This window comes from Rhodococcus pseudokoreensis (genome assembly GCF_017068395.1).
Taxonomy (GTDB): Bacteria; Actinomycetota; Actinomycetes; order Mycobacteriales; family Mycobacteriaceae; genus Rhodococcus_F; species Rhodococcus_F pseudokoreensis.
The window spans coordinates 5377857-5400055 of sequence record NZ_CP070619.1 but is presented as its reverse complement, the minus strand read 5'-3'; the positions used below and the strand labels follow the sequence as shown (position 1 = coordinate 5400055).

Here is a 22199-nt window from a genome sequence, read left to right as displayed (position 1 = left end):
TCACCACACTCCTTCCGGATGGGCCCGGGCCACGCTCTGCATCTCGGCGAGCAGCAGTCCGAGGGCCTCGGTGTGCAGGCCCTGACGTCCGGCCCGGCCGCCGACGGTGCCGACGGTCCGGCCCTCGGGGGCGGTGAGTTCCGCCGCCTTCAGCACCTGGGCGAGCACGGTGTCGAACTCCTCACGGAGGTCCCGCGGGTCGACGCCGACACCCACACCCGCGAGGGCGAGTTCCTCGGCGGTCGGGGTGAAGAGTTCCTCGACGTACGGCCACACCCGGGCGAGGGCGTCCTCCATGCGTGACTTCGACTCCGCCGTACCGCAACCGAGCGTCACCACCCACCGGGCGGCGTAGTCGCGGTGGTAGGTGAGTTCCTTGACGCCCTTCACGGCGACCGCCGCGAGAACGGGGTCGCGGGAGGTGCGCAGGCGGTCGAACAGGGCCAGCCGCCACGTGGCGAAGACCAGCAGTCGCGTGACGGTCTGCGCGAAGTCGCCGTTGTCGAGTTCGGTGAGACGGGTGTTGCGGAACCGGTTCTCGTCGCGGAAGAACGCGAGCGCGTCCTCGGCGGGAATCGGGCTCGTGTCCGAAATGAACGGCACCACCGACGCGTCCGCGGCGGCCGCCCGGGCGAGCAGCAGCCGCGCCTGACCGAGCAGGTCGAGGCCGACGTTCGCGAGCGCCACCTCCTCCTCGAGTTCCGGTGCGCGCGTGCTCCACTCGGCGAGCCGCTGCGAGCTGATCAGCGCGTCGTCGCCGAGCATCAGGCAGTAGCCGGCCAGTGCGGCGAGGTCGACGTCACCCGGAACCGTGGTGTCGACGCCGGCCAAAGGGTCGTCGAAGCTGGTGCCGAAAGCCCACTGGCCGTGGCTGTCTTCGTCGACGAGGCCGTCGTAGGCGTTGTCGTGGTCGGTCATCGGTACATCCTCGGAATTCTCGTCGGCCTGCGAAACGGTCTGGGCCGGATCACATGTGGGGAACGTTGTCGGGGATCTCGTAGAACGTGGGGTGCCGGTACACCTTGTCGCCGCTCGGCGCGAAGAACGGGTCCTTCTCCGACGGACTGGACGCCACGATCGCACTGGACCGCACCACCCAGATGCTCACACCCTCGTTGCGGCGGGTGTAGACGTCCCGCGCGTGGCGGACGGCCATCTCGTCGTCCGCGGCGTGCAGGGATCCGACGTGGACGTGGTTGAGTCCGCGCTTGCCCCGCAGGAACACCTCGTACAGGGGCCAGTCCGCGCGCACCGCGGTGTCGTCCGTGCTCATCGTGCGTTCTCCTTGTTGCTCTCGCGGCGGGCGAAGGCCGTTGCGGCCTCCCGCACCCACGCCCCGTTCTCGTGTGCTGCCCGCCGGTTGGCGACGCGCTCGACGCTCGAGGCGCCGTTGCCCTTGATCACCTGCATAAATTCGCTCCAGTCGGGTTCCCCGAAGTCGTGGGCGCCGCGCTCGGCGTTCCACTTCAGGTCCGGGTCCGGGAACGTCACGCCGAGGACCTCGGCCTGCGGGATGGACATGTCGACGAACCGCTGACGGAGTTCGTCGTTGGTGTGCCGCTTGATGCGCCACTTCATGGACTGCTCGGAGTTCGGCGACTGGTCGTCCGGCGGTCCGAACATCATCAGCGCCGGCCACCACCACCGGTTCACCGACTCCTGCACCATCTCCCGCTGGGCGTCGCTGCCGCGCATCATCGTCATCAGCAGTTCGAAGCCCTGCCGCTGGTGGAAGGACTCCTCCTTGCAGACCCGGATCATCGCGCGGGCGTACGGCCCGAAGGAGCTGCGGCACAACGGCACCTGGTTGCAGATCGCGGCGCCGTCGACCAGCCAGCCGATGACGCCCACGTCGGCGTAGGTGAGCGTCGGGTAGTTGAAGATCGAGGAGTACTTCTGCTTGCCCTCGATCAGCTTCTCGGTGAGGTCGGCGCGGTCGGCTCCGAGCGTCTCGGCGGCCGAGTACAGGTACAGGCCGTGCCCGGCCTCGTCCTGGACCTTCGCCATGAGGATCGCCTTGCGACGCAGCGACGGCGCGCGGGTGAGCCAGTTGCCCTCCGGCTGCATGCCGATGATCTCCGAGTGCGCGTGCTGCGCGATCTGCCGGATCAGCGTCTTGCGGTAGCCGTCGGGCATCCAGTCCCGGGGCTCGACCCTCTGGTCGGCTGCGATGGTGTCGTCGAAGAGCGTTTGCAGCTCATCGGAAGCGTGTGACGTGGTCATATGTCCTACCTCTATTACCGAATGATCGGTTGGTATCAAGTATGCATGTCAGCCCCCTCCCACACAAGGGCGGGAGCCGAATTACGTCAGTGTCCTTCGAAGGTGGGCGCGGTTTTCGCGAGGAACGCGTCGACCGCACTGCGGTGATCCTTCGACTGTCCGAGCGCCTCCGCGGCCGCACGCTCCCGCTCGAGCGCCTCCGACAGCCCGGTGGACGCCGCCGAGACCAGCGACTTGACCTGCGCATACGCGGCCGTGGGACCGTCGGCGAGCTGCCGCGCCAGGGCGGCGGACGCGTCCCCGAGTTCGGCGTCGGGCACCACCCGGTGCACCAGCCCCCAGTCCAGCGCCTGCGCCGCGGTGAACCGGTCGCCGAGCATCATCAACCCCGTCGCACGGCTCGCCCCGAGCGCCTCGACGAGCGTGTGACTGAGCCCGGAGTCGCCTGCCAGGGCGATGCCGGTGAACGCGGTCGCGAACTTGGCGCCCTCCCCCGCGATCCGGATGTCCCCGGCGAGGGCGATGCCGAGTCCCGCCCCGACGCACGCCCCGTTGATCGCGACGATCACCGGCACCCGGACCCCGGCCAGGGCCCGGAGCAGCGGGTTGTAGTGCTCGGCGACGGTGTCCATCGCGTGTGCGGGATCGGCCTCGAGGCCGGCCACGTGCTCGGCCAGGTCCTGGCCGACGCAGAAGTTCTTCCCCTCCGCCGCCACCAGCAGGGCACGCACGCTGTCGTCGGCGGCCACCTTCTCGACCGCGGCGAGCAACTGTTCCTTCACCGCGCGGTCCAGCGCGTTGGACGCGCCCGCCCGGCGCAGGGTGATGGTGGCCAGTCCCGCGTCCACGGAAAGTCCGATCACGTCGTTACTGCTCATGAGAATGCGCCTCCTGCTGGTTGTGGTGGGGTGGCCTCTCAGGACCAGGTATAGAAGCCTTGGCCGGTCTTGCGGCCGAGTTCGCCGCGGGCGACCTTCTCGCGCAGCAGGGCGGGCGGCGCGAACCGCTCGCCGAGGGTCTTCGCGAGGTGCTCGGCGATCGCGAGCCGGACGTCGAGGCCGACGAGGTCGGTGGACCGCAGCGGCCCCATCGGATGCCGGTATCCCAGCTCCATGGCCCGGTCGATGGACTCGGCGTCGGCGACGCCCTCCTCGAGCATGCGGATGGCCTCGAGCCCGAGGCACACCCCGAGCCTGCTGGTGGCGAAGCCCGGGGAGTCGTTGACGAGCACCTCGGTCTTGCCGAGCAGGGACACCCACTCGCGCACCTTCTCGACCACCGCGGCATCGGTGGCGGGGGCCCGCACGATCTCCACGAGCGTCGACGCCGGGACCGGGTTGAAGAAGTGCATCCCGATCAGGCGGGCCGGATCGTTCAGCGCGGCACCGAGTTCGGCGATGGAGATCGAGCTCGTGTTGGTAGCGATCACGGTGGCGGGCGACACGGTCTTCTCGACCAGCGCCAGCACGCCGAGCTTGAGGTCGACCAGTTCCGGCACCGCCTCGACCACCAGATCGAGGGCGGACGGCAGCGCGTCGGGCGCCTCCACCGTCGACACCCGTCCGAGGATGGTCGCGGGGTCGGCGTCGCCGAGCTTGCCGCGTTCGTGCGCCCGGTCGAGTCCGTCGGACACCCGCTGCAGGGCCGCCTGCCGGTCGCCGCTCTCGGCGATGGTGACGGTGGAGCCGAGGGTGGCGAAGACCTGCGCGATGCCCGCGCCCATCCGGCCGCCGCCGACGACGCCGACGTTCTTCGGTGCTGTGTTCGTCATTTTTTCTTCTCCAGGAAGGCGGTCATGCGGTCGTGTTTGTCACTGCTCTCGAACAGCACCGCCTGGGCGATGTCGTCGGCGAACGGGTGCGAGCCCGGTGCGTCGACGATGATCTTGGTGAGCTTCAGGGCCAGCGGCGCCGAGCGGGTGATGCGGTCGATCGCCTTCTCGGCGGTGGCGACGTGCTCGCCGGCGGGGACGACGTCCATCACGAGTCCGTGCCGCAGCGCCGCGTCGGCGTCCAGGTTCCGGCCCCCGAGCAGGACCTGCTTGGCGACGGACTTGCCGACCAGTTCCGGCAGCCGGTAGCTCGCGCCCGCCGCGGCCATGATGCCCAGGCCGGGTTCGGGGTTCCCGAACACCGCGGTCTCGGTGGCGATGCGCAGGTCGCAGGCGTAGGACAGTTCGGCGCCGCCGCCGAGCGCGTATCCGCTGACCGCGGCGACGGTGGGCATCGGCAGCTTCGCGATGCGGTCGAACAGCGTGCGGTTGATGCCGGCGAACGCCTCGTCGCGGCCGCGCTCGCGCAGTTCGGCGATGTCGGCGCCACCGGCGAAGTGGTCGCCCTCGCCGGTCAGCAGCATCGGCTTGGGCGTCGCCTCCAACACGGCGCACACCTGGTGCAGTTCGGCGATCATCTCCGCGTTGATGGCGTTGCGCTGCGCGGGCCGGTGCAGCGTGACCACCATGCGGTCGTCGCGGTCCTCGACCTTCAGCGTGTTCACGGCGCCTCGATCAGCATCGCGACACCCTGGCCGACGCCCACGCACAGCGTGGCCAGCCCGCGGCGGGCGCCTTCGCGTTCCATCCGGCCGAGCAGCGTCAGCAGGATCCGCGCACCCGAGCAGCCCAGCGGGTGGCCGAGCGCGATGGCGCCGCCGTCGGCGTTGACGATCGACTCGTCCAGCTTCAGCTGCCGGATCACTCCGAGCGACTGCGCGGCGAAGGCCTCGTTGAGTTCGGCGGCGCCGAGGTCGGACACCGACCAGTTCGCCCGGGCCAGCGCCTTCCGCGTGGCCGGGACCGGGCCGAGACCCATGATGTTGGGGGCGATGCCCGCGCTCGCGCTGGTGACGATGCGGCCGCGGACGGTCAGGCCGTACCGCTCGACGGCGGCCTCGCTCGCGACGACGAGGGCCGCAGCGCCGTCCGACAGCGACGACGACGAACCGGCGGTGACGATGCCGTCCTTGCGGAAGACGGGTTTGAGCTTGCCCAGCTTCTCCAGGGTGGTTCCCCGGCGCGGGGTCTCGTCGGCGGTCAGTTCCCCGTCGCGCAGCGGCACGGGGACGATCTCGCGGTCGAACCGGCCTGCGTCGACGGCGGCGATCGCCCGCTCCTGGCTGCGCAGCGCGAACGCGTCGCTCTCGGCGCGGGTGATGCCCTCGAGCGCGGCGACCTCCTCGGCGGTCTCGCCCATCGACAACGTCACCTTGCGGACGTCCGGTCCGGCGCCGGCCGGAACGTCCGCGTCGGTGGCGGTGAATCGCGGGTTCGTGAAACGCCAGCCGAGCGAGGTGTCCGCCACCTCCCCCGGACGCGCCCACGGGGTGCCGGGCTTGGCCATCACCCAGGGTGCGCGGGTCATCGATTCGACGCCGCCGGCGATCACGAGGTCGGCCTCGCCGCTGCGGATGGTGTGCGCGGCCGACGCGACGGCGGTCAGACCGCTCGCGCACAGCCGGTTCACCGTGTAGCCGGGGACGCTGTCGGGCAGGCCGGCGAGCAGCACGGCCATGCGTGCGACGTCGCGGTTGTCCTCGCCGGCCTGGTTGGCGGCACCGAGGATCACCTCGTCGACGGCCTCGCCCGGGATTCCGGCTCGGCGGGCGGCCTCGGCCACGACGAGACCCGCAAGGTCGTCGGGGCGCACTCCTGCGAGCGCTCCGCCGTACCGACCCTGCGGGGTACGGGCTCCGTCCACCAGAAACACTTCGGCCACAGTCTTCTCCTTCACGGGGGTGCCGTCTATTAATAACCGAATCTTCGGTCGGTACGCAAGGGCAGGTCGCGATGGGAAACTTCACATCCGCCCTTGACAACCAGCGGCTAGAGCGACGATTGTGTTAACCGACCGAACGTACGGTGAAATGGAGTTGTCGTGAGCAAGTTACTGGAAAGCTACGCCGCCGGACGCTGGCACACCGCGCCGGACGAGGGAACCCCGCTGCTGAGCGCGGTCGACGGCTCCGAGGTGGCGCGCATCTCCGCGACCGGTCTCGACCTCGGCGAGATGGTGACCTACGCCCGCGAGGTCGGCGGACCGGCCCTGGCGAAGCTGACCTTCCACGAGCGCGCCGCCGCCCTCAAGGCGCTCGCCCTCACGCTCATGTCGGGCAAGGACGAGTTCTACGCCCTGTCCACCTCGACCGGCGCCACCAAACGCGACTCCGGCGTCGACATCGACGGCGGCTTCGGCACCCTCCTCAGCTACGCGAGCAAGGCCCGCCGCGAACTCCCCAACGACACCGTCTACCTCGACGGAGCGTTCGAACAGCTCGGCAAGAAGGGCACGTTCCTCGGCCAGCACGTCTACACGTCCCGCCGCGGCGTCGCCGTCCAGATCAACGCGTTCAACTTCCCCGTATGGGGCTTCCTCGAGAAGCTCGCCCCCGCGTTCATCGCCGGCGTCCCGTCGATCGTGAAGCCCGCGAGCCAGTCGGCGTACCTCACCGAACTCGTGTTCCGTCGCATCATCGAATCCGGGCTGCTGCCCGAGGGTTCCGTCCAGCTGCTGTCCGGGAGCGCCCGCGGGCTCCTCGACCACCTCGGCGGTCAGGACTCCGTCGCGTTCACCGGCTCCGCCGACACCGCCGCCACCCTGCGGGCGCACCCGAACGTCGTCGGTGAGGGCGTCCACTTCAACGCCGAAGCCGACTCGCTCAACGCGTCCATCCTCGGCGCCGACGTCGAACCGGGCAGCGAAGAATTCGACCTGTACGTCAAGCAACTCGTCACCGAGATGACCGTGAAGGCCGGCCAGAAGTGCACCGCGATCCGGCGCGCCCTCGTGCCGTCCGCGCTGATGGACGACGTCATCGCCGCGGTCGAGGCCCGGCTGTCCCGCGTTGTGGTCGGCGCCCCCGACGCCGAAGGTGTCACCATGGGTGCGCTCGCCAGCATCGAACAGCGCGACGAGGTGCTGAAGTCGCTCCGCGGACTCACCAAGTCGGCGCAGATCGTTTTCGGCGACCCGGAGAACTTCGACGTCGTCGGCGCCGACAAGACGACCGGCGCGTTCCTGCCGCCGATCCTGCTGCGCTCCGACGACAAGGACGCCACCGAACCCCACGACATCGAGGCCTTCGGCCCCGTCAGCACCGTCATCGGATACGACGGCACCGACGAGGTCATCGCACTCGCCGCCCGCGGCAAGGGCAGCCTCGTCGCCTCCCTCGTCACCCGCAACTCCGCACTCGCCCGCGACATCATCCTGGGCCTCGCCCCGTTCCACGGCCGCGTCCTCGTCCTCAACCGCGACGACGCCAAGGAATCCACCGGCCACGGCTCACCGCTGCCGGTCCTCGTCCACGGTGGACCCGGACGCGCAGGCGGCGGCGAGGAACTCGGCGGCATCCGCGGCATCCTGCACCACATGCAGCGCACCGCGGTCCAGGCCACCCCGGACATCCTCACCGCGGTCGGGAACAAGTGGGTGACCGGCTCGCAGCGCAACGACGACGGCATCCATCCGTTCCGGAAGAACCTCGCACAGTTGCGGATCGGCGACACCATCGTCGGCGGCCCCCGCCAGGTCACCCTCGCCGACATCGACCACTTCGCCGAGTTCACCGGTGACACGTTCTACGCGCACACCGACCCCGAGGCCGCCGCCGCCAACCCGCTGTTCGGTGGGATCGTCGCGCACGGGTACCTGGTGGTCTCCCTCGCCGCCGGCCTGTTCGTCGAACCGAATCCCGGTCCCGTCCTCGCCAACTTCGGCGTCGACAACCTGCGGTTCCTCACCCCCGTCAAGGCCGACGACAGCCTCACCGTCACCCTCACCGCGAAGCTCATCACCCCGCGCAGCAGCGCGGACTACGGTGAAGTCCGTTGGGATGCAGTCGTCGTCAACCAGGACGGCGACCCCGTCGCAACGTACGACGTTCTCACCCTCGTCGCCAAAGGAGAAGATGCATGAGCTTCAAGGTCGCCGTCTGTTACGGCCAGCCCGATGACCCCGACGCGTTCGACGCCTACTACCGCGACACCCACATGCCGCTGGCACGCAAGGTCCCCGGCCTGTCCGACTTCACCTGGGGCAAGTGCAGCGCCCTCGACGGCGGGAAGCCGCCGTACTACGCCGTCGCGAGCCTCGTCTTCCCCGACGCCGAGACCATGAAGTCCGGGCTGCAGTCCGAGGAGATGAAGCAGGCGGGCAAGGACGTCCGCAACTTCGCCACCGGCGGCGTCACCATGTACGTCCAAGAAGAAGAATCCGTCTACAACCAGTAGGAGAAACATGACTGTCGACGCGTCCGCGGAATGCCGTATCGCGCGGGAGATGTTCGAGGCAGACAACGCGTCCCGCGCGCTCGGCATCCAGATCCTCGAGCTGAGCCCCGGTCACGCGGTCGCGTCGATGGTCGTGGGTGAGACCATGGTCAACGGTCACGGCATCACCCACGGCGGCTTCGTGTTCACCCTCGCCGACACCGCATTCGCGCTGGCGTGCAACGGGTACGACACTGCCGCGGTCGCCGCCCGCGCCGACATCCGGTTCCTCGCGTCCACCCGCCTCGGCGACACCCTCGTCGCCGAGGCCGTGGAGCGGGCCCGCTACGGGCGCAACGGCCTCTACGATGTCACCGTCCGCCGCGGCGACGAGGTCATCGCCGAGTTCCGTGGCGACAGCCGATGCCTCCGGCCCGTGAGTACTTATTAACGTTCCGCGGTTAATAAGTACTCACGGGTGCGAAGCGCATACTCGCCCGATCTCCAGCGCAACCCAGACCGCGCCGTCCGGCCCCACGGCAAGTCCGTGTGGTTCCGAAGACGGTGTCGGCAGGTCGTATTCGGTGATCTCACCACCCGACCCGATGTGCCCGATCCGGTTTGCGCCCCATTCGGTGAACCAGCAACCGTCGTCGGGGGCGGCGACGACGGCGTGAGGTCGGGCCGAGCGGTCCGGTAGCGGGAACTCGTCGATCCGGCCGTCGACGGAGATCCGGCCGATCTGGCCGGCGCCGATCTCGACGAACCACAGTGCGTCGTCGGTTCCGCGGGTGATCCCCACGGGCCCGGCGGCGGGCGTCGGCAGAGAATGCACCGCGACGTTGCCGTCGACGTCGATGCGGCCGATCGCGTTCGCCTGGTTGAGGGTGAACCACAGCGCGTCGTCCGGGCCCGCCGTGATCGCCGAAGGGAACCCGCCGTCCGTGGGCAGCGGAAACTCGGCGATCTGGCCGTCGGTGGTGATCCGGCCGATCCGGTCGGCGCTGGTCTCGGTGAACCACAGGGCGCCGTCCGGGCCCGCGACCATGCCGAACGGGCCGCTGCCCGCGGTCGGGGTCGGGAACGACTCGGTGGTGCCGTCCAGCGTGATCCGCCCGATCCGGTGATCACGGAATCGCGTGAACCACAGGGCGCTGTCCGGGCCCGGCGTGATGATCGTGGGTCCACAATCGGCGGTGTCGAGCGGGTACGTGGACACGTCGCCCTCGACGGTGAGGCGCGCGATCCGGCCGGCGTGGACGAGCGTCAGCCAAAGGGCGCCGTCGGGTCCGCACGTGATTGCATACGGTCCCGACTTCTCGTCGGCGACGGGGAACTCCATTTGCCTACGGCCCGTGAGCACTTATTAACGTTCCGCGGTTAATAAGTACTCACGGGCGCGAAGCGCTTACGGGCGCAGCATGCTTCCCGCGCTCGGTGGCGGCCGCCGCGTCGCGCGCGGCGCGTTCGGTGGCGGCCGCCTCGATGGCCATCGCGTGATCGACCGCGTGCGGGGCGATGCCCAGGTTGTCCAGCGTCTCCCACAGGCTCGACAGGGCGGCCTTCGGGTCGAGGTAGTACTCCGATTCGCGGACGCGCCAGAAGGTCCAGCCGCACCGTTTGAGTTCCTGCTCGCGTTCGAGGTCCGCGATCCGTTGTTCCTGGGTGGTCGCGAAGGCGTCGCCGTCGCATTCGACGGCGAGTCTCATGGTGCCGCCGGTGACGACGAGGTCGATGCGCCGATTGTTCACCTCGACTTGGGAATTGACGTGGTAGCCGCGTTCGGCGATGTCGTTGAACACCCGCTGTTCGAGGAGGTTGTCGAACGGGGGGATCCGCACGTCGCGGTCGACGTCCTGCGGCATCGGGTCGGCCGGCGCCGGTGACGTCGACATCATGTAGCTGAGCAGGGAGTTGCGCAGGTCTGCCCGCTTGAGTTCGTCGACGGTCACGGAGTGGAACAGCCACAGCTGATCCTGTGCCCGTGTCGCCGCGACGTTGAACCGCCGCTTGTACTGGTTCGCGGTCAGCGGTGCGAAGTTCTGCTCGGGTCCCACGACCATCGACAGGAACACGACGCTCCGTTCGTCGCCCTGGAAGTCCGGCGGCGTCCCGACGCGCAGTCGCCGCTGCTCCCACTGTTCGATGCCGATGCGTTTGACGAGTTCGGTGCGGATGGCGTCAACCTGGGACTGCCCCTGCAGCACGACGATTCCGAACGTCTTGCCGTCGTAGCGGGGGTCGACGAGGCATTCGATGAGCTGATCGACGAGGGCGGCAGCCTCGACGTGGTTGGTCAGCGTCGCGTCCTTGCCCGATACGAAGGCCTCAGATACATACGTATGTTTCAGCGGCGGAAGCCGATCCGCGCCGAACTGCCGCACCGGGACCAGCGGCAGTTCGCCGTAGAACTGGGTGCTGGACCAGTTGATGATCTCGGGCATCGAGCGGAAGTGCTCACGGAGCCGGACCACCTGTCCGAAGCTGGTGCGCAGAATCGAGAACAGACTCGACCGTGGTGTGAGCGTCGCCTGGACGTACTCGGGGAGGTCGGGCAGGTACGCGTCGAGGCGGGTGAACACGTCGTCGAGGGTGCCGCTGGTGGGGATGTCGGCGGGGGCGCACTGCTTGTCGTCGCCGACGACGATGACCCGCGGTGCCAGCCACAGCAGGAACAGGTTGGTGATGTCGGCCTGGCTCGCCTCGTCGACGATGACGACGTCGAAGCTGCCCGGCACGGGCGGGATGGACGCGAGGACCTGCTGCAGCGGCATCACCCATGCGGGCACGGCACCCTGCGCCTCCCCCATCGCGGATCGTGCTGCGCTGCGGTACTTCTCGGCGTACTTTCCGGCGCCTGCGCCGATGCTCGAGATGTGCTCGCGGTACGTCTGCAGTGCCCGCACCTGGTCGGCCGTCAGATGTTCGAGGCAGTCGCGCCACGCGGTGGCCGCCGCGAGCCGCGCCGTCAGGTGCGCGAGATCCGCGTCGACGGCGTTGAGTTCGGCTTCGAGTTCCTGCTCACGACCGGCCCGGTGCTGTTCGGTGACCCATTGGCGGGCGCGGCGCCACGCCCAGGCCTCCGACATCTGCCAGCTCATCTCGTCCCACTCGGTGAGCGCCGCCGTCCTGCGCACCAGGTCGTACAGTGCCGGGGCGACGGGTGAGAGCCGGTCGGACAGCTCGTCGAAGAGCCGCTGATCCTGCTGTTCGACGCGGGCGATCGCGTACCGCGTGAGCGCCTCGGAGAGCGCAGCGTTGTCTGCCTGGTCGAGCGCCGCCACCAGGGCAGTTCCTTCCGGCGACGGTCCCGCGTCGACCTCGGTGGAGACGGCCGAGACGATGGCGTCGAGTTCCGCACGCGCACTGTCCACGTCGGCGCGGGTGGTGATGGCCTCCGCGGCCCCGGCCACCGCGGTGGCGTCCGCGAGGTTGCGGATCCGCGGCGCGTTCGGGGACAGCGCGAACAGTTCACGGGCCAGCGCATCGCGGGCGACGAGGAGGGCGCGCACGCGGGCCACCCGGCCGACGATCATGTTGAGGCTGTCGACCTGAACGGCACGAGACCCGTTCATGTCCACCGGAATCCGCAGATCGGCCAGCAGGGTGGCGGCGGTCTGCGCGGCGTCGTAGGCGCGCAGGTGCTCGGTCACCAGTCGCACCGTGGCGGCGGTCGTGGCAGGGACGCCGTCGACGGTGGCGTCGAGGCCGAGTTCCTCGACGGCCTTCTGCTCCTCGCTGCGACGGAAGCGGGCCTTCCATTCGACGGTGCCGGTTTCCATGGCGACGGCGAGCGCACCCACCGCCTGCAGGGCGGGTCGGGTCATGACGGCGCACTGGACGTCCTGCGCACCGATGTACCGGTCGGCGGCGGCGGCCGCCTCGACGATCGCGGGCAGCGCGTCCAGCCGACCCCACAGGTGGGTGGCCCGGCCGGACAGCACGGTGTCGGCGAGGCTCTGGAACTGACCGTCCAGGTCGAGGACGTCGTGCGCGCGGGCCTGCAGTTCCTTGCAGTGTCGGCGAATGGTGTACGCGGTCTCGGGCTCGACGCCACCGAGGACCTCGAGCAGATGCGCCGACTGCGGGGTGTCGATCGGGATGCTGGTCGACGCGCGCGAGCAGAGCCGTTCGAGTTCGGCCCGGTTCGGCAGCAGGGAATCCAGCGCGGGAAGCGTCTGGCGTGCACGCTGCGCGCGCTCGGGGGACGCGGTCACGCACAGCCGGCGCAGGGTCTCGACCTCGGTGCCGGTGAGGGGCGGTTGCTCGCTCAGCAACGGTCCGGGAAGCCACTCGAACGCGTCCTGCAGGCCCATGACCTTGCGGACGATGGTGGCGGCGGTGCCCTCGTAGCCGTCGGCCACGGCGTCGTGCTGGTAGGTCTCGGACTCGCGCAGCGCCTTCACCTGCTCGAGCACGACGGCCCGCTTCTGCACGGCCTCGTCCCGCTGGGCGCGGAGGTCGGCGATCTTCTGGCCCTCGCTGTGCGGGTTGAACGACGACTTGCGTTCGGCGATGGTCGCCACACTGCGGGTGAGCTCGTCCGAGCCGCCGCGGGACAAGTCGGTGATCGAGACGCACAGTTCCTGCATCTCGGGCGGGAGCTTGTCCCTCAGGACGCGGAGCGCCTGCGCCTTCTCGCTCGTGACGAGCACCCGCTGTCCGCGCGCGAGCAGCGCCGACACCAGGTTGGCGATCGTGTGGGTCTTGCCGGTCCCGGGTGGGCCCTCGACCACCACTCCGCTGTCGCCGCCGAGCCGCTCGATGATCTGCGACTGCTCGGCGTTGGCCGGAAGCGGGAACAGCGGGTCCTCGGCGAGGGTGGAGGACGTGGCGGCGCCGGTGCGCTCGAGCCACGACAGCCGGTCCGCCGGTTCGATCGCCTCGACCAGCTGGGCGAGCCCGAGCGGGACGGTCGCGCCGTCGCGGTCGAGGTGGGAGATCATCTGCTCGTAATACTCGACCAGGGCGAACGCGCTGCGCTTGCGCAATACCAGGGCGGGCGACAGCGTGACGGTGCCGTCCGCGTCTTCGGCCGGTTGCCGGACGTCGTCGCGCACGTCCACGTACGCGGTGAGCGATTTCGGCGCCCACTCCGTGAGCAGTGTGCGGACGCCGTCGCTCAGCGGCGACGTGGCGGTGTCCTGCAGTTGCTTCTGCAGCGGCATCGCGTGCGCGCTGTCGTAGACGTCCAGTCCGGTGAACAACTGGGAGTCTTCGAGCCGGGGCTGGGAGCCCGCGATCAGCCGCACCAGCAGGTCGCCGGTCCGCGGATCGCGGTGGATGCTCGCGGACTGGGTGACCAGGTGGGTTTGGACACCGTCGTCGGGGCCCGCACCGGCCAGGGTCAGCAGACCGGACGCGAGCACGAGTTCGATCGACTCGGGGCGGGCGTTCAGCTCCTGCAGCATCCGCTGCAGCGACTGGTACAGATCGGCGTGCGGGCGACGCTCCCGGTCCGCCTTCGCCCATGCCTGCCACCGCGGGACGTAGGCGTCGAACGCCTGCCGGACGTCGTACGCGCGGCGCACGTCGTATTCCTCGTCGGAGTCCTCGGCGTACGCGTCGGACGCGTTCAGCTCGAGGTCGGACCGCGAACTGTCGGCGCGGGCCGACGCGTCCACCCAGCCGGCCAGGACGGTGGGAAGGTCCGGCGGATCCTCGACGCCGATGAGGGGCACGCGCAGGACGATGTCGCCCTGCGCGGCGTCGGGATCGAGTTGGATCGTCCGGCCGTCCTGATGCAGCCATTCGACCTGTTCGTGCTGGTCGACGCGGAGAACCGGCTTCGTGCGAGCCCGGACGATCTCACGCAGGAACTGCAGCAGGCGCTGGACGCGGCCTGCGAGCTCGGCGTCGTTTTCGGGACTCGACAATGTAAACCTCTGCGAATTCTCGGTGATGACGTGCGCTTGCCCCCGCCGTGCACACTATCGGGTCGAGGGGGTGAAGTTCGAGGCGTCGTCCCCTGTCAGGGGGACTGGACGGTCGCTCGAGGCGCGAAACGAGCCTCCATTCGTACCGACTGGTCCCTACTATTCATTCATGACGGTGACGCGCATCACGAAGCTGGCCGCGGTGATCGCGACCGTCGCTCTGACGGCACTGGGAGGAGGATTCGTGTCGGCTGCCGCTCCCGCGCCCGGCGCCAGGGTCACGGCCTCGGCGGACGGGTTCGCACTCGACGGGCAACCGTGGTGGCCGACCGGGTTCAACGCGTACCAGTTGGCCACGAACTGGTCGGTCAATTGGGGTTGCGGCGCAATGGTCGACCTCGACTCCTACTTCTCCGCGCTGCCGCCGCACTCACTCACCCGTTTCAACCTCTTCCAGGCGCTGGCGACCAACCGCTTCACCGGACAACTGGACTTCGGGCCGATGGACGCCGTGTTCGCGGCGGCCGAGGCGCACGACCAGATGCTGATCCCGGTTCTCGCACCCCAGGACGGGGCGTGCGAGGACGGGGTGTTCAAGGGCAGGCAGTGGTACGTGGACGGCTGGACGACGATGACGCCGGGCGCGCCCCGCACGCTGATGAGCTTTCAGGAGTGGACGCGGACCGCCGTCGACCGCTTCCGTGGTTCGCCGTCGCTCGCGGCGTGGGAACTCGTCGGGGAGCCGGAGACGAGCACGTGCACCGACGCCGACTGCTCGTGGTGGACCCGGTCGTGTGAGCCCGGTGCGGCGCAGGTGCTGCGTGATTTCTTCGATGCCGCAGGCGCCGAGGTGCGGGCCCGCGATCCGCGCACGCTGATCACCGCGGGATTCACCGGCGGTGGCCAGTGCGGAACCCAGGGCGACGAGTACCAATTCGTTTCGGCGTCACCGTATGTCGACGTCGTGCAGTACCACGATTACGGCGCCGACGGGGTTCCGCTGCCCGGCGATCGGTGGAACGGACTCGGGCGGCGCCTCGAACAGGCTGCGGCACTCGGCAAACCGCTCCTGGTGGGCGAGATCGGCGAACTCGCCGGATCGTGCGCCGCCATCACGGACCGGGCGTCGCACATCGGCGCCAAGATCCAGGGGCAGCGGGACGCGGGGGCGGCCGGGGCGCTGCTGTGGGCGTTCGTGCCGGACCCCCGGCCCGCCGAGTGCACGTACGACATCGGCCCCACCGACCCGCTGTGGGGCGTCGTCGAGCAGTTCGGAAGCTGGGGTTCGGGCACCGCGCCGGCCGCCACGTAGACCATCCCTCGCGACGCTCCATGTACATGTAACTCCGAGTGCACTACACTTTCGCAAAACATTCGCTGATGCATGATTTGTGCCGAAAGTGCGTCACTCACGAGGAGCGTGAACATGGCAGCAGAGCTGGAGTCCCGGTGACGACCGAGCCGCGCACCCTGACCGTCCGGACACCGGAGCTGACCCTGCGGGCCCTCACGTGGGGTCCGGAGGACGGGCCGCTCGCACTGCTGCTGCACGGGTTTCCCGACTCCGCCACCACCTGGCGGCATCTCGGACCGCTGCTGGCCGCGCAGGGGTGGCGAGTGGTCGCGCCGTACAACCGCGGGTACGCCCCCTCCGACATTCCCGCCGACGGCAGCTATCAGCTCGGCGCCCTGATCGGTGACGTCGTCGACATCCACGACGCGCTCGGCGCCGACGGCCGCGCCGTCCTGATCGGGCACGACTGGGGCGCCGCGATCGCCAGCGGTGTATCGCACCATGCTCCGCAACGGTTTTCGTCGGTCGTCCTGCTCGCGGTTCCGCCGCTGCCCGCGGTCGTGTCGCTGTTCCGGACGCCGCGGCCGAAGAATTTGCCCCTGGTGTTGCGGCAGCTGCCCCGCAGCTGGTACATGAGCGTCGCGCAGATCCCCGTTCTCTCGCAGCTGTTCGGCGAACGCCTCATCCGCCTCCTGTGGGCGCTGTGGGCCCCGGGGTACGACTACCGGCAAGACTTGGACGCCGTCCTGAACTCGTTGCCGGACAAGGCACATCGCCGGGCCGCCCTGTCCTACTACCGGGCACTGTGGAACCCCCTGTACCGCCGCCGCAAGTACGCCGAGGAACAGCGTGCCGCGTTCGGCCGGGCGCGGGTGCGCACCCTCTGCGTGCACGGGGCCGCCGACACCTGCGGACTGGTCGACCTCGGCGCGCACGCGCTGGCCTTCCTCCCCGCCGAGAGCCGGGCGTGCGTCGTGCCCGGCACCGGACATTTCCTCCACCTCGAAGATCCCGACACCGTCAACCGGCACGTCCTCGAGTTCGTCGGCCCCGCGCCGACGGCACAGCCCGCATCCCCCAGGAGAATTCATGGCACTCACACGCCGTAAGAACACCCTGCCGCCCGACGCGGTCGATCCGGGCCCCGTCTCCCTGCGGGCGCGCAACGTGCAATTCGACCTGTCGCGCAGTCCGCTGCACTGGATACCGGGTCACCCCGTCGCCTCCCACGTCGTGAGCGCCTATCACATGCTCTTCCCCGAGGTGGAGCGCTTCTTCATCACGGCCTTCGAGGAGGCGCTGCCGTTGGTGGACGACGAGCGCCTCCGTGAGGACATCCTCGGATTCATCGGACAGGAGTCGATCCACGCCGACGCCCACGACCGGGCGGTACGCGACTTCCTCCTCGCACACGGCATCGACGCCTCCCCCGTGCTCGCCCAGGCACAGTGGATACTCCGGAAGTCGATGGGACCGCGGGACCTGAAAGACCCGGTGGCGCAGCGGCAGTACCTGATCGAACGGCTCGCCGTCGTCGCCGCACTCGAGAACTTCACCGCGTTCCTCGGCCACTACGCCCTCAACAGCACGTGGGAGGAGTACGGCGCCGACCCGAACGTCGCCGACCTGTTGCGGTGGCACGGTGCGGAGGAGATGGAGCACCGGAACGTGGCGCACGACGTCGCACTGTACTTCGATCCCACCTACCGGCGCCGGTTACGCGCGATGGCGGTGACGGTGCCCGTCACCGTGCTGTTGTCGGCCCGGTGCATGTGGTTCGTGATCAAATCCGATCCGCAGGCGCCACATTCACGGCTGCGGACCGTCCGCGACATTCTGCGCGGCGGCAAGGCAGGGCTGCTCCCGACGTGGCGGGAAGTGCTCGGTGCGATGACCGGCTACCTGAAGCCGTCGTACACCCCGGAGCAGACGGGGTCGATGGCGCAGGCCCTGGCCTACCTCGCCCGGGTCGATGCCCGGACGGTGACCCCGTGACCGCCGCCGGCACCATCCCACCCGACATGTGGGGGCGACGCAGACACGACCGCCTAGTGACGACGCTCGACCGCCTCTCCCTCCCGTACGTGCGGGTGTTGCGGCACCTCCACCTCCCGTCGCCTCGCCGGCAGGCCTCCGACGACTCCCTCCGAGTGGTGGTGACCGACCGGCGCATCGAGGCGGTCGACGAGAACGTCGTCAGCTTCCGGCTCGAACCGGCGGGCGGCGGCACCGTGCCGCCCTGGTACCCCGGCGCGCACCTCGACCTGCTGCTCCCCTCCGGCCGGCTGCGCCAGTACTCGATCTGCGGGGACCCGGCCGACCGTTCGCACTATCGGATCGCGGTCCGGCTGATCCCGGACGGCGGCGGCGGTTCCCGCGAGATTCACGAATCCCTGCACGTGGGAACGGAACTCACCATCCGGACGCCCCGCAACGCCTTCCCCCTCACGCTCGGCGGGCACAACACCCGACCGCAGACGGTCCGCTTCGTCGCCGGCGGCATCGGCATCACCCCGATCCTGCCGATGATCGCGGCGGCCGACCGCGTGGGAGTCGACTGGTCGCTGCTGTACTGCGGCCGGTCCCGCGAATCACTCGCGTTCACCGACCACCTCGCTGCCTTCGGCGACCGGGTGCGGCTGCGCCTCGACGACGAGCACGACGGACCACCGACCGCGGACGACCTTCTGGGAACCCTGCCGGACGACTCGAGCGTGTACTGCTGCGGGCCGGCGCCGATGATCGAGACGCTCCGGACGGCGCTCGGGCCGCGCCGGACGGTGGGCCTGCACTACGAACGTTTCGCACCGCCACCCATCGTCGACGGGACGGCATTCGAAATCGAACTCGCCACCGACGGCACGGTCCTCACGGTCGCCGCGGATCGCACTGCCCTCGACGCCATCCGGGACGTGCGCCGCGACGCCACCTACTCCTGCCGGCAGGGATTCTGCGGCAGTTGTCGCGTCACGCTTCTCGACGGCACACCCGACCACCGCGGCGGCGCGCTGTCCGAACGGGAGCGTGCGGACGGGCAATTCCTGCCCTGCGTGTCGCGGGCCGACGGCGGCCGACTCGTCGTCGACCTCTGACGCTCGCGGGCGCGGCGTTACCGGCTGTCGTGCGGTTCGAGTGTGGTGTCGATCAGTTCGGCCCACCGCTGCACGACGCCCTTGCGCCTGGCGCGGTCGTCGCCGAGGAAACTGGCCAGCCCGAGCCCACGGGCGGAGTCGAGGAAGGCCTGGATAGTGGTGCGTACCTTCGAATCCCGCGGATCGAGACCGAGCAGCTCGACGGCGGCGAAGTACACCTGCTTGCCCATCTGCTCCTCCATCGCAGCGACCTGCGGGCGCAGCACCGGGTCCGCGGAGGCCGCCACGCACAGCTGCAGGGTGGCACCGAACAGCTGCCCGAGGTGCAGATCGACAAACCCCTCGACGATCGCGAGCGTGCGGCCCTTCCCGGTCGGGAAGGACGAGGCCCGGCGGCGCAACTCCGCCAGCCGGGTGTCCGCGACGTGCTCGATGGCGGCGGCGAACAGTCCGTCGCGGTCGGTGAAGTAGTGCTGCACCGCCCCGCGGCTCACCCCCGCCCGCTTGGTGACGACGGTGACCGTGGTGTCGCGCCAGCCCAGTTCCGAGAGGCATTCGATGGCGGCGTCGAGGAGTTTCAGGCGCGTGGCGATACCGCGATCCTGCTGCGGCGCGCGTGCCTTCGTCGCGCTGATGGGCCGGTCCGTCGTCACAACGAACCACTGTGCATGGGCGGGACCCGGCAATCAAGTCGCCCGCGAGCACCGACACGTTCGATCACCCAGACCACGATAACCATGCACAAACGAATGGAAAGTTGTCCCATGACGTACACACAGGTGCTGTACACCGTGAATTCCGGAATCGCGACGGTGTCCATGAACCGGCCCGCCGCCCGCAACGGCTACACCATGACCATGGCGGACGAACTGTCGTCGGCACTGACCGAGGCCGATCAGGACCCGGACGTCCGGGTCGTGGTGCTCACCGGCGAGGGCACCGACTTCTGCGTCGGCGCCGACCTGTCCGGCGGCTCGACGACCGACGGCGTCGCAACCGATGGCAGCTGGCAGGAACCCGCCGGTCGCTGTTCGCGACGCATCTACGAGAGCAGCAAGCCGGTGATCGCAGCCATCCGCGGCGCCGCGGTCGGAGCCGGCTCGACCATCGTCCTGCCCGCGGACTACCGGCTCGCGGCAACGGATTCGAGGTTCGGTTTCGTCTTCACCCAGCGGGGATTCTTCCCCGAGGGCGGATCCGCCTGGTACCTGCCGCGCCTCGTCGGCATGGGCACGGCGTCCGACTGGATGATCTCGGGCCGGGTGTTCGGCGCCGAGGAGGCACTCGCGGCCGGGCTGGTGCACCGACTGTTTCCCGCCGACGAGGTGTATCCCGCGGCGATCGCCCTCGCCGAGGAACTGATCGCCACCACCGCACCGGTGTCGGTGGCCGTCACCCGGCAGATGCTGCTCCGGATGAGCGCGATGGATTCGCCGCACCCGGCACACGACCTCGATTCCCGGCTGATCGCCGGGATCTTCACCAGCCCCGACGCCGCGGAGGGCATCATGTCGTTTCTCGAACGACGCCCGCCGCGTTTTCCGGGGACGGTGCCGGCCGATCTCCCGGAATTTCTTCCGTGGTGATCCGGGAGACCCTGGTCCGTACACCCACTTCACCCTGGACGGATGACGCGGCCCACCGGTCCGGCCCTCGAGGATGGGGGTAGAACACTTCTCCTGGAGGGAGCTGAACGGATATGGCGCCGGACTTCTCCGATCGCACCGACTTCGACAACGCTGAGCGCGGCTTCATCGCCACGCTGGATCCGTTGACCATCACCGCTGCCGACGGACGAGTGGTGTTCGATATGACCGGATACCGCTACCTCGACGGTGAGCGGCCCGAGACGGTGCACCCGAGCCTGTTCCGCCAGGCCCAGCTCTGCTACAAGAACGGACTGTTCGAGGTCACCGACGGGATCTATCAGATCCGGGGCTTCGACATCTCCAACATGACCCTCGTCGAAGGTGATCGCGGCGTCCTCGTCATCGATCCGCTGATCTCGGCCGACTGCGCGGCCGCCGGCCTGGCGCTGTACCGCACACATCGCGGCGACCGACCGGTCACCGGCGTCATCTACACCCACTCCCACGGCGACCACTTCGGCGGCGTGATGGGCGTACTTCCCGACGGCGCCGGGGACGTCCCGATCATCGCCCCGACCGGGTTCCTCGAGCACGCGGTGTCCGAGAACGTCTACGCCGGCACCGCGATGGTCCGCCGCGCGGACTACATGTACGGGTCCACCCTCGACGTCGGCCCCCACGGCCACGTCAGCTCCGGGCTGGGCATCCGCACCTCGGCCGGATCGCTCGGCCTGCTGCCGCCCACCGTCGACATCACCCACACCGGGCAGGAGGAAACCGTCGACGGCATCCGGATCATCTTCCAACTCACCCCGGCACCGAGGCCCCGTCGGAGATGAACTTCCACTTCCCCGACCACCGCGCACTCTGCGCCGCCGAGAACGCCACCCACAACCTGCACAACCTGCTCACCCTCCGCGGGGCCCTGGTACGCGACCCCAGGATCTGGTCGCGCTACCTCGACGAGATGATCGAACTGTTCAGCACCGACAGTGACGTCGTGTTCGCCTCACACCACTGGCCCACCTGGGGAACCGCCAACATCGTCCGGTTCCTCTCCGAGCAGCGAGACCTCTACGCGTACCTGCACGACCAGACACTGCGCATGGTCAACACCGGAATGACCGGCACCGAGATCGCCGAGGAAATCACCCTCCCCCCAGCCCTCGACGACGCCTGGCACGCACGCGGCTACTACGGGTCGGTCAGCCACAACGTCAAAGCGATCTACCAGCGCTACATGGGCTGGTTCGACGGACATCCCAGTTCCCTCTGGCAGCACCCGCCACAGCAACTCGCCACCCGCTACGTCGACGTCATCGGTGGCGTCCCCGCCGTGCTGGACAAGGCCCGCGCCTACACCGAGGCGGGCGATCTGCGATTCGCCGCCGAACTGCTCAAACACGCCGTGTTCGCCGAGCCCGGCAACCAGGACGCCAAGAACGCCCTCGCCGACGTCTACACCCAACTCGGATACGGCGCGGAAAACCCGACCTGGCGCGGCTTCTACCTCACCGGGGCCAAAGAACTACGCGGCGAAATCCCACCACCCGCGATCGACACCGGATCCGGAATGGCCACCGCACTCACCGTCGAACAACTCCTCGACACACTCGCGATCCGCATCGACGGACCCCGAGCGGCCCGCGAAAAGCTGTGCATCGAACTCCGATTCACCGACTCCGACACCACGATCCGGCTCACCCTCACCAACGGCGCCCTCATCCAGACACCGAATCCGCGAACGGAAACCACCGCCGACCTCACCCTGAGCCTCACCAAACTGCAACTCCTCGGCATCCTCGCCGGCTCCGGACTCGACGACGTCGAGCACAGCGGAGACCCCAGCGCTGTCCAACGACTCCTCGCCCTGCTCGACGCTCCCAACCCCGCCTTCCCGATCGTCACCCCCTGACCACC

Annotated in this window: 18 protein-coding genes and 1 pseudogene; 9 read left to right on the top strand and 10 right to left on the bottom strand. The window is 69.3% G+C overall.

The window, feature by feature from the left end; translation table 11 throughout:
- From paaC to JWS13_RS29790, 7 genes are all read right to left on the bottom strand, one after another.
- Entirely contained in the window at window positions 1-918 is a 918-nt protein-coding gene (paaC, locus tag JWS13_RS29820; RefSeq protein ID WP_206008983.1) for a 1,2-phenylacetyl-CoA epoxidase subunit PaaC, read from the bottom strand.
- A gap of 49 nt (window positions 919-967) precedes the next feature.
- Window positions 968-1273, bottom strand: a complete 306-nt coding sequence (gene paaB, locus JWS13_RS29815; RefSeq protein WP_073362060.1) for a 1,2-phenylacetyl-CoA epoxidase subunit PaaB — start codon at window positions 1271-1273, stop codon at window positions 968-970.
- The gene (paaA, locus tag JWS13_RS29810) at window positions 1270-2223 is read right to left on the bottom strand and encodes a 1,2-phenylacetyl-CoA epoxidase subunit PaaA (RefSeq protein WP_087559856.1); all 954 of its coding nucleotides are present in this window, start codon (window positions 2221-2223) and stop codon (window positions 1270-1272) included. Before paaA ends, paaB begins: the two co-directional genes overlap by 4 nt.
- Window positions 2224-2309: 86 nt before the next feature.
- Complete coding sequence (locus tag JWS13_RS29805) at window positions 2310-3101, bottom strand: enoyl-CoA hydratase-related protein (protein ID WP_206008982.1); 792 nt, start codon at window positions 3099-3101, stop codon at window positions 2310-2312.
- Window positions 3102-3139: 38 nt separating this feature from the next.
- Entirely contained in the window at window positions 3140-3994 is an 855-nt protein-coding gene (locus tag JWS13_RS29800; RefSeq protein ID WP_206008981.1) for a 3-hydroxyacyl-CoA dehydrogenase family protein, read from the bottom strand.
- Window positions 3991-4719, bottom strand: coding sequence for an enoyl-CoA hydratase/isomerase family protein (locus JWS13_RS29795; protein WP_206008980.1), 729 nt, complete (start codon window positions 4717-4719; stop codon window positions 3991-3993). The genes JWS13_RS29800 and JWS13_RS29795 overlap by 4 nt, the downstream gene beginning before the upstream one ends.
- Window positions 4716-5936 (bottom strand): thiolase family protein, encoded by a 1221-nt coding sequence (locus JWS13_RS29790; RefSeq protein WP_206008979.1) that lies wholly within the window; start codon window positions 5934-5936, stop codon window positions 4716-4718. The genes JWS13_RS29795 and JWS13_RS29790 overlap by 4 nt, the downstream gene beginning before the upstream one ends.
- Before the next feature lie 159 nt (window positions 5937-6095).
- Between JWS13_RS29790 and paaZ the strand changes: the two genes are divergently transcribed.
- From paaZ to paaI, 3 genes are read left to right on the top strand one after another with little or no spacing between them, the layout of a single operon-like run.
- Window positions 6096-8135: a phenylacetic acid degradation bifunctional protein PaaZ gene (gene paaZ, locus JWS13_RS29785; protein WP_206008978.1), complete on the top strand. Its 2040-nt coding sequence runs from the start codon at window positions 6096-6098 to the stop codon at window positions 8133-8135.
- The gene (locus JWS13_RS29780) at window positions 8132-8449 is read left to right on the top strand and encodes an EthD family reductase (RefSeq protein ID WP_072936983.1); all 318 of its coding nucleotides are present in this window, start codon (window positions 8132-8134) and stop codon (window positions 8447-8449) included. The genes paaZ and JWS13_RS29780 overlap by 4 nt, the downstream gene beginning before the upstream one ends.
- Before the next feature lie 7 nt (window positions 8450-8456).
- Window positions 8457-8879 carry a hydroxyphenylacetyl-CoA thioesterase PaaI gene (paaI, locus tag JWS13_RS29775; RefSeq protein WP_206008977.1) on the top strand — a complete coding sequence of 141 codons (423 nt, stop codon included), beginning with the start codon at window positions 8457-8459 and terminating at the stop codon, window positions 8877-8879.
- 21 nt (window positions 8880-8900) lie between these two features.
- Here the strand turns inward: paaI and JWS13_RS29770 are convergent, their stop codons facing one another.
- Both JWS13_RS29770 and JWS13_RS29765 read right to left on the bottom strand, forming a co-directional pair.
- Window positions 8901-9770: a Vgb family protein gene (locus JWS13_RS29770; protein ID WP_206008976.1), complete on the bottom strand. Its 870-nt coding sequence runs from the start codon at window positions 9768-9770 to the stop codon at window positions 8901-8903.
- Between the two features lie 49 nt (window positions 9771-9819).
- Window positions 9820-14304, bottom strand: a complete 4485-nt coding sequence (locus JWS13_RS29765; protein WP_206008975.1) for an AAA domain-containing protein — start codon at window positions 14302-14304, stop codon at window positions 9820-9822.
- A gap of 169 nt (window positions 14305-14473) precedes the next feature.
- Here JWS13_RS29765 and JWS13_RS29760 point away from each other — a divergent pair, with 169 nt between their 5' ends.
- The 4 genes from JWS13_RS29760 to JWS13_RS29745 all read left to right on the top strand — a co-directional run bounded on the left by JWS13_RS29760 (window position 14474) and on the right by JWS13_RS29745 (window position 18690).
- On the top strand, window positions 14474-15616 hold the full coding sequence (locus tag JWS13_RS29760; protein ID WP_206008974.1) for a beta-mannosidase: 1143 nt from the start codon (window positions 14474-14476) through the stop codon (window positions 15614-15616).
- Between the two features lie 137 nt (window positions 15617-15753).
- Window positions 15754-16707 (top strand): alpha/beta fold hydrolase, encoded by a 954-nt coding sequence (locus JWS13_RS29755; protein ID WP_206008973.1) that lies wholly within the window; start codon window positions 15754-15756, stop codon window positions 16705-16707.
- The gene (locus JWS13_RS29750; protein ID WP_206008972.1) at window positions 16688-17593 is read left to right on the top strand and encodes a metal-dependent hydrolase; all 906 of its coding nucleotides are present in this window, start codon (window positions 16688-16690) and stop codon (window positions 17591-17593) included. Before JWS13_RS29755 ends, JWS13_RS29750 begins: the two co-directional genes overlap by 20 nt.
- Before the next feature lie 26 nt (window positions 17594-17619).
- Window positions 17620-18690: a PDR/VanB family oxidoreductase gene (locus tag JWS13_RS29745; RefSeq protein WP_206011789.1), complete on the top strand. Its 1071-nt coding sequence runs from the start codon at window positions 17620-17622 to the stop codon at window positions 18688-18690.
- A gap of 17 nt (window positions 18691-18707) precedes the next feature.
- Here JWS13_RS29745 and JWS13_RS29740 read toward each other — a convergent pair whose 3' ends face one another.
- Window positions 18708-19343, bottom strand: a complete 636-nt coding sequence (locus JWS13_RS29740; protein ID WP_241032391.1) for a TetR/AcrR family transcriptional regulator — start codon at window positions 19341-19343, stop codon at window positions 18708-18710.
- 111 nt (window positions 19344-19454) lie between these two features.
- Here JWS13_RS29740 and JWS13_RS29735 point away from each other — a divergent pair, with 111 nt between their 5' ends.
- The gene (locus JWS13_RS29735; RefSeq protein ID WP_206008971.1) at window positions 19455-20276 is read left to right on the top strand and encodes an enoyl-CoA hydratase-related protein; all 822 of its coding nucleotides are present in this window, start codon (window positions 19455-19457) and stop codon (window positions 20274-20276) included.
- A 113-nt stretch (window positions 20277-20389) separates the two neighbouring features.
- A pseudogene (locus tag JWS13_RS29730) lies at window positions 20390-22194 on the top strand (alkyl/aryl-sulfatase).
- The last annotated feature ends 5 nt before the right edge of the window (window positions 22195-22199 follow it).

Coding starts and splice junctions, on each gene's coding strand:
- JWS13_RS29750 (WP_206008972.1), top strand. CDS start 16,688: ATGGCACTCACACGCCGTAAGAACACCCTGCCGCCCGACGCGGTCGAT.
- paaA (WP_087559856.1), bottom strand. CDS start 2,223: ATGACCACGTCACACGCTTCCGATGAGCTGCAAACGCTCTTCGACGAC.
- JWS13_RS29800 (WP_206008981.1), bottom strand. CDS start 3,994: ATGACGAACACAGCACCGAAGAACGTCGGCGTCGTCGGCGGCGGCCGG.
- JWS13_RS29760 (WP_206008974.1), top strand. CDS start 14,474: ATGACGGTGACGCGCATCACGAAGCTGGCCGCGGTGATCGCGACCGTC.
- JWS13_RS29735 (WP_206008971.1), top strand. CDS start 19,455: ATGACGTACACACAGGTGCTGTACACCGTGAATTCCGGAATCGCGACG.
- paaC (WP_206008983.1), bottom strand. CDS start 918: ATGACCGACCACGACAACGCCTACGACGGCCTCGTCGACGAAGACAGC.
- paaI (WP_206008977.1), top strand. CDS start 8,457: ATGACTGTCGACGCGTCCGCGGAATGCCGTATCGCGCGGGAGATGTTC.
- paaB (WP_073362060.1), bottom strand. CDS start 1,273: ATGAGCACGGACGACACCGCGGTGCGCGCGGACTGGCCCCTGTACGAG.
- JWS13_RS29805 (WP_206008982.1), bottom strand. CDS start 3,101: ATGAGCAGTAACGACGTGATCGGACTTTCCGTGGACGCGGGACTGGCC.
- JWS13_RS29770 (WP_206008976.1), bottom strand. CDS start 9,770: ATGGAGTTCCCCGTCGCCGACGAGAAGTCGGGACCGTATGCAATCACG.
- JWS13_RS29745 (WP_206011789.1), top strand. CDS start 17,620: ATGTGGGGGCGACGCAGACACGACCGCCTAGTGACGACGCTCGACCGC.
- JWS13_RS29780 (WP_072936983.1), top strand. CDS start 8,132: ATGAGCTTCAAGGTCGCCGTCTGTTACGGCCAGCCCGATGACCCCGAC.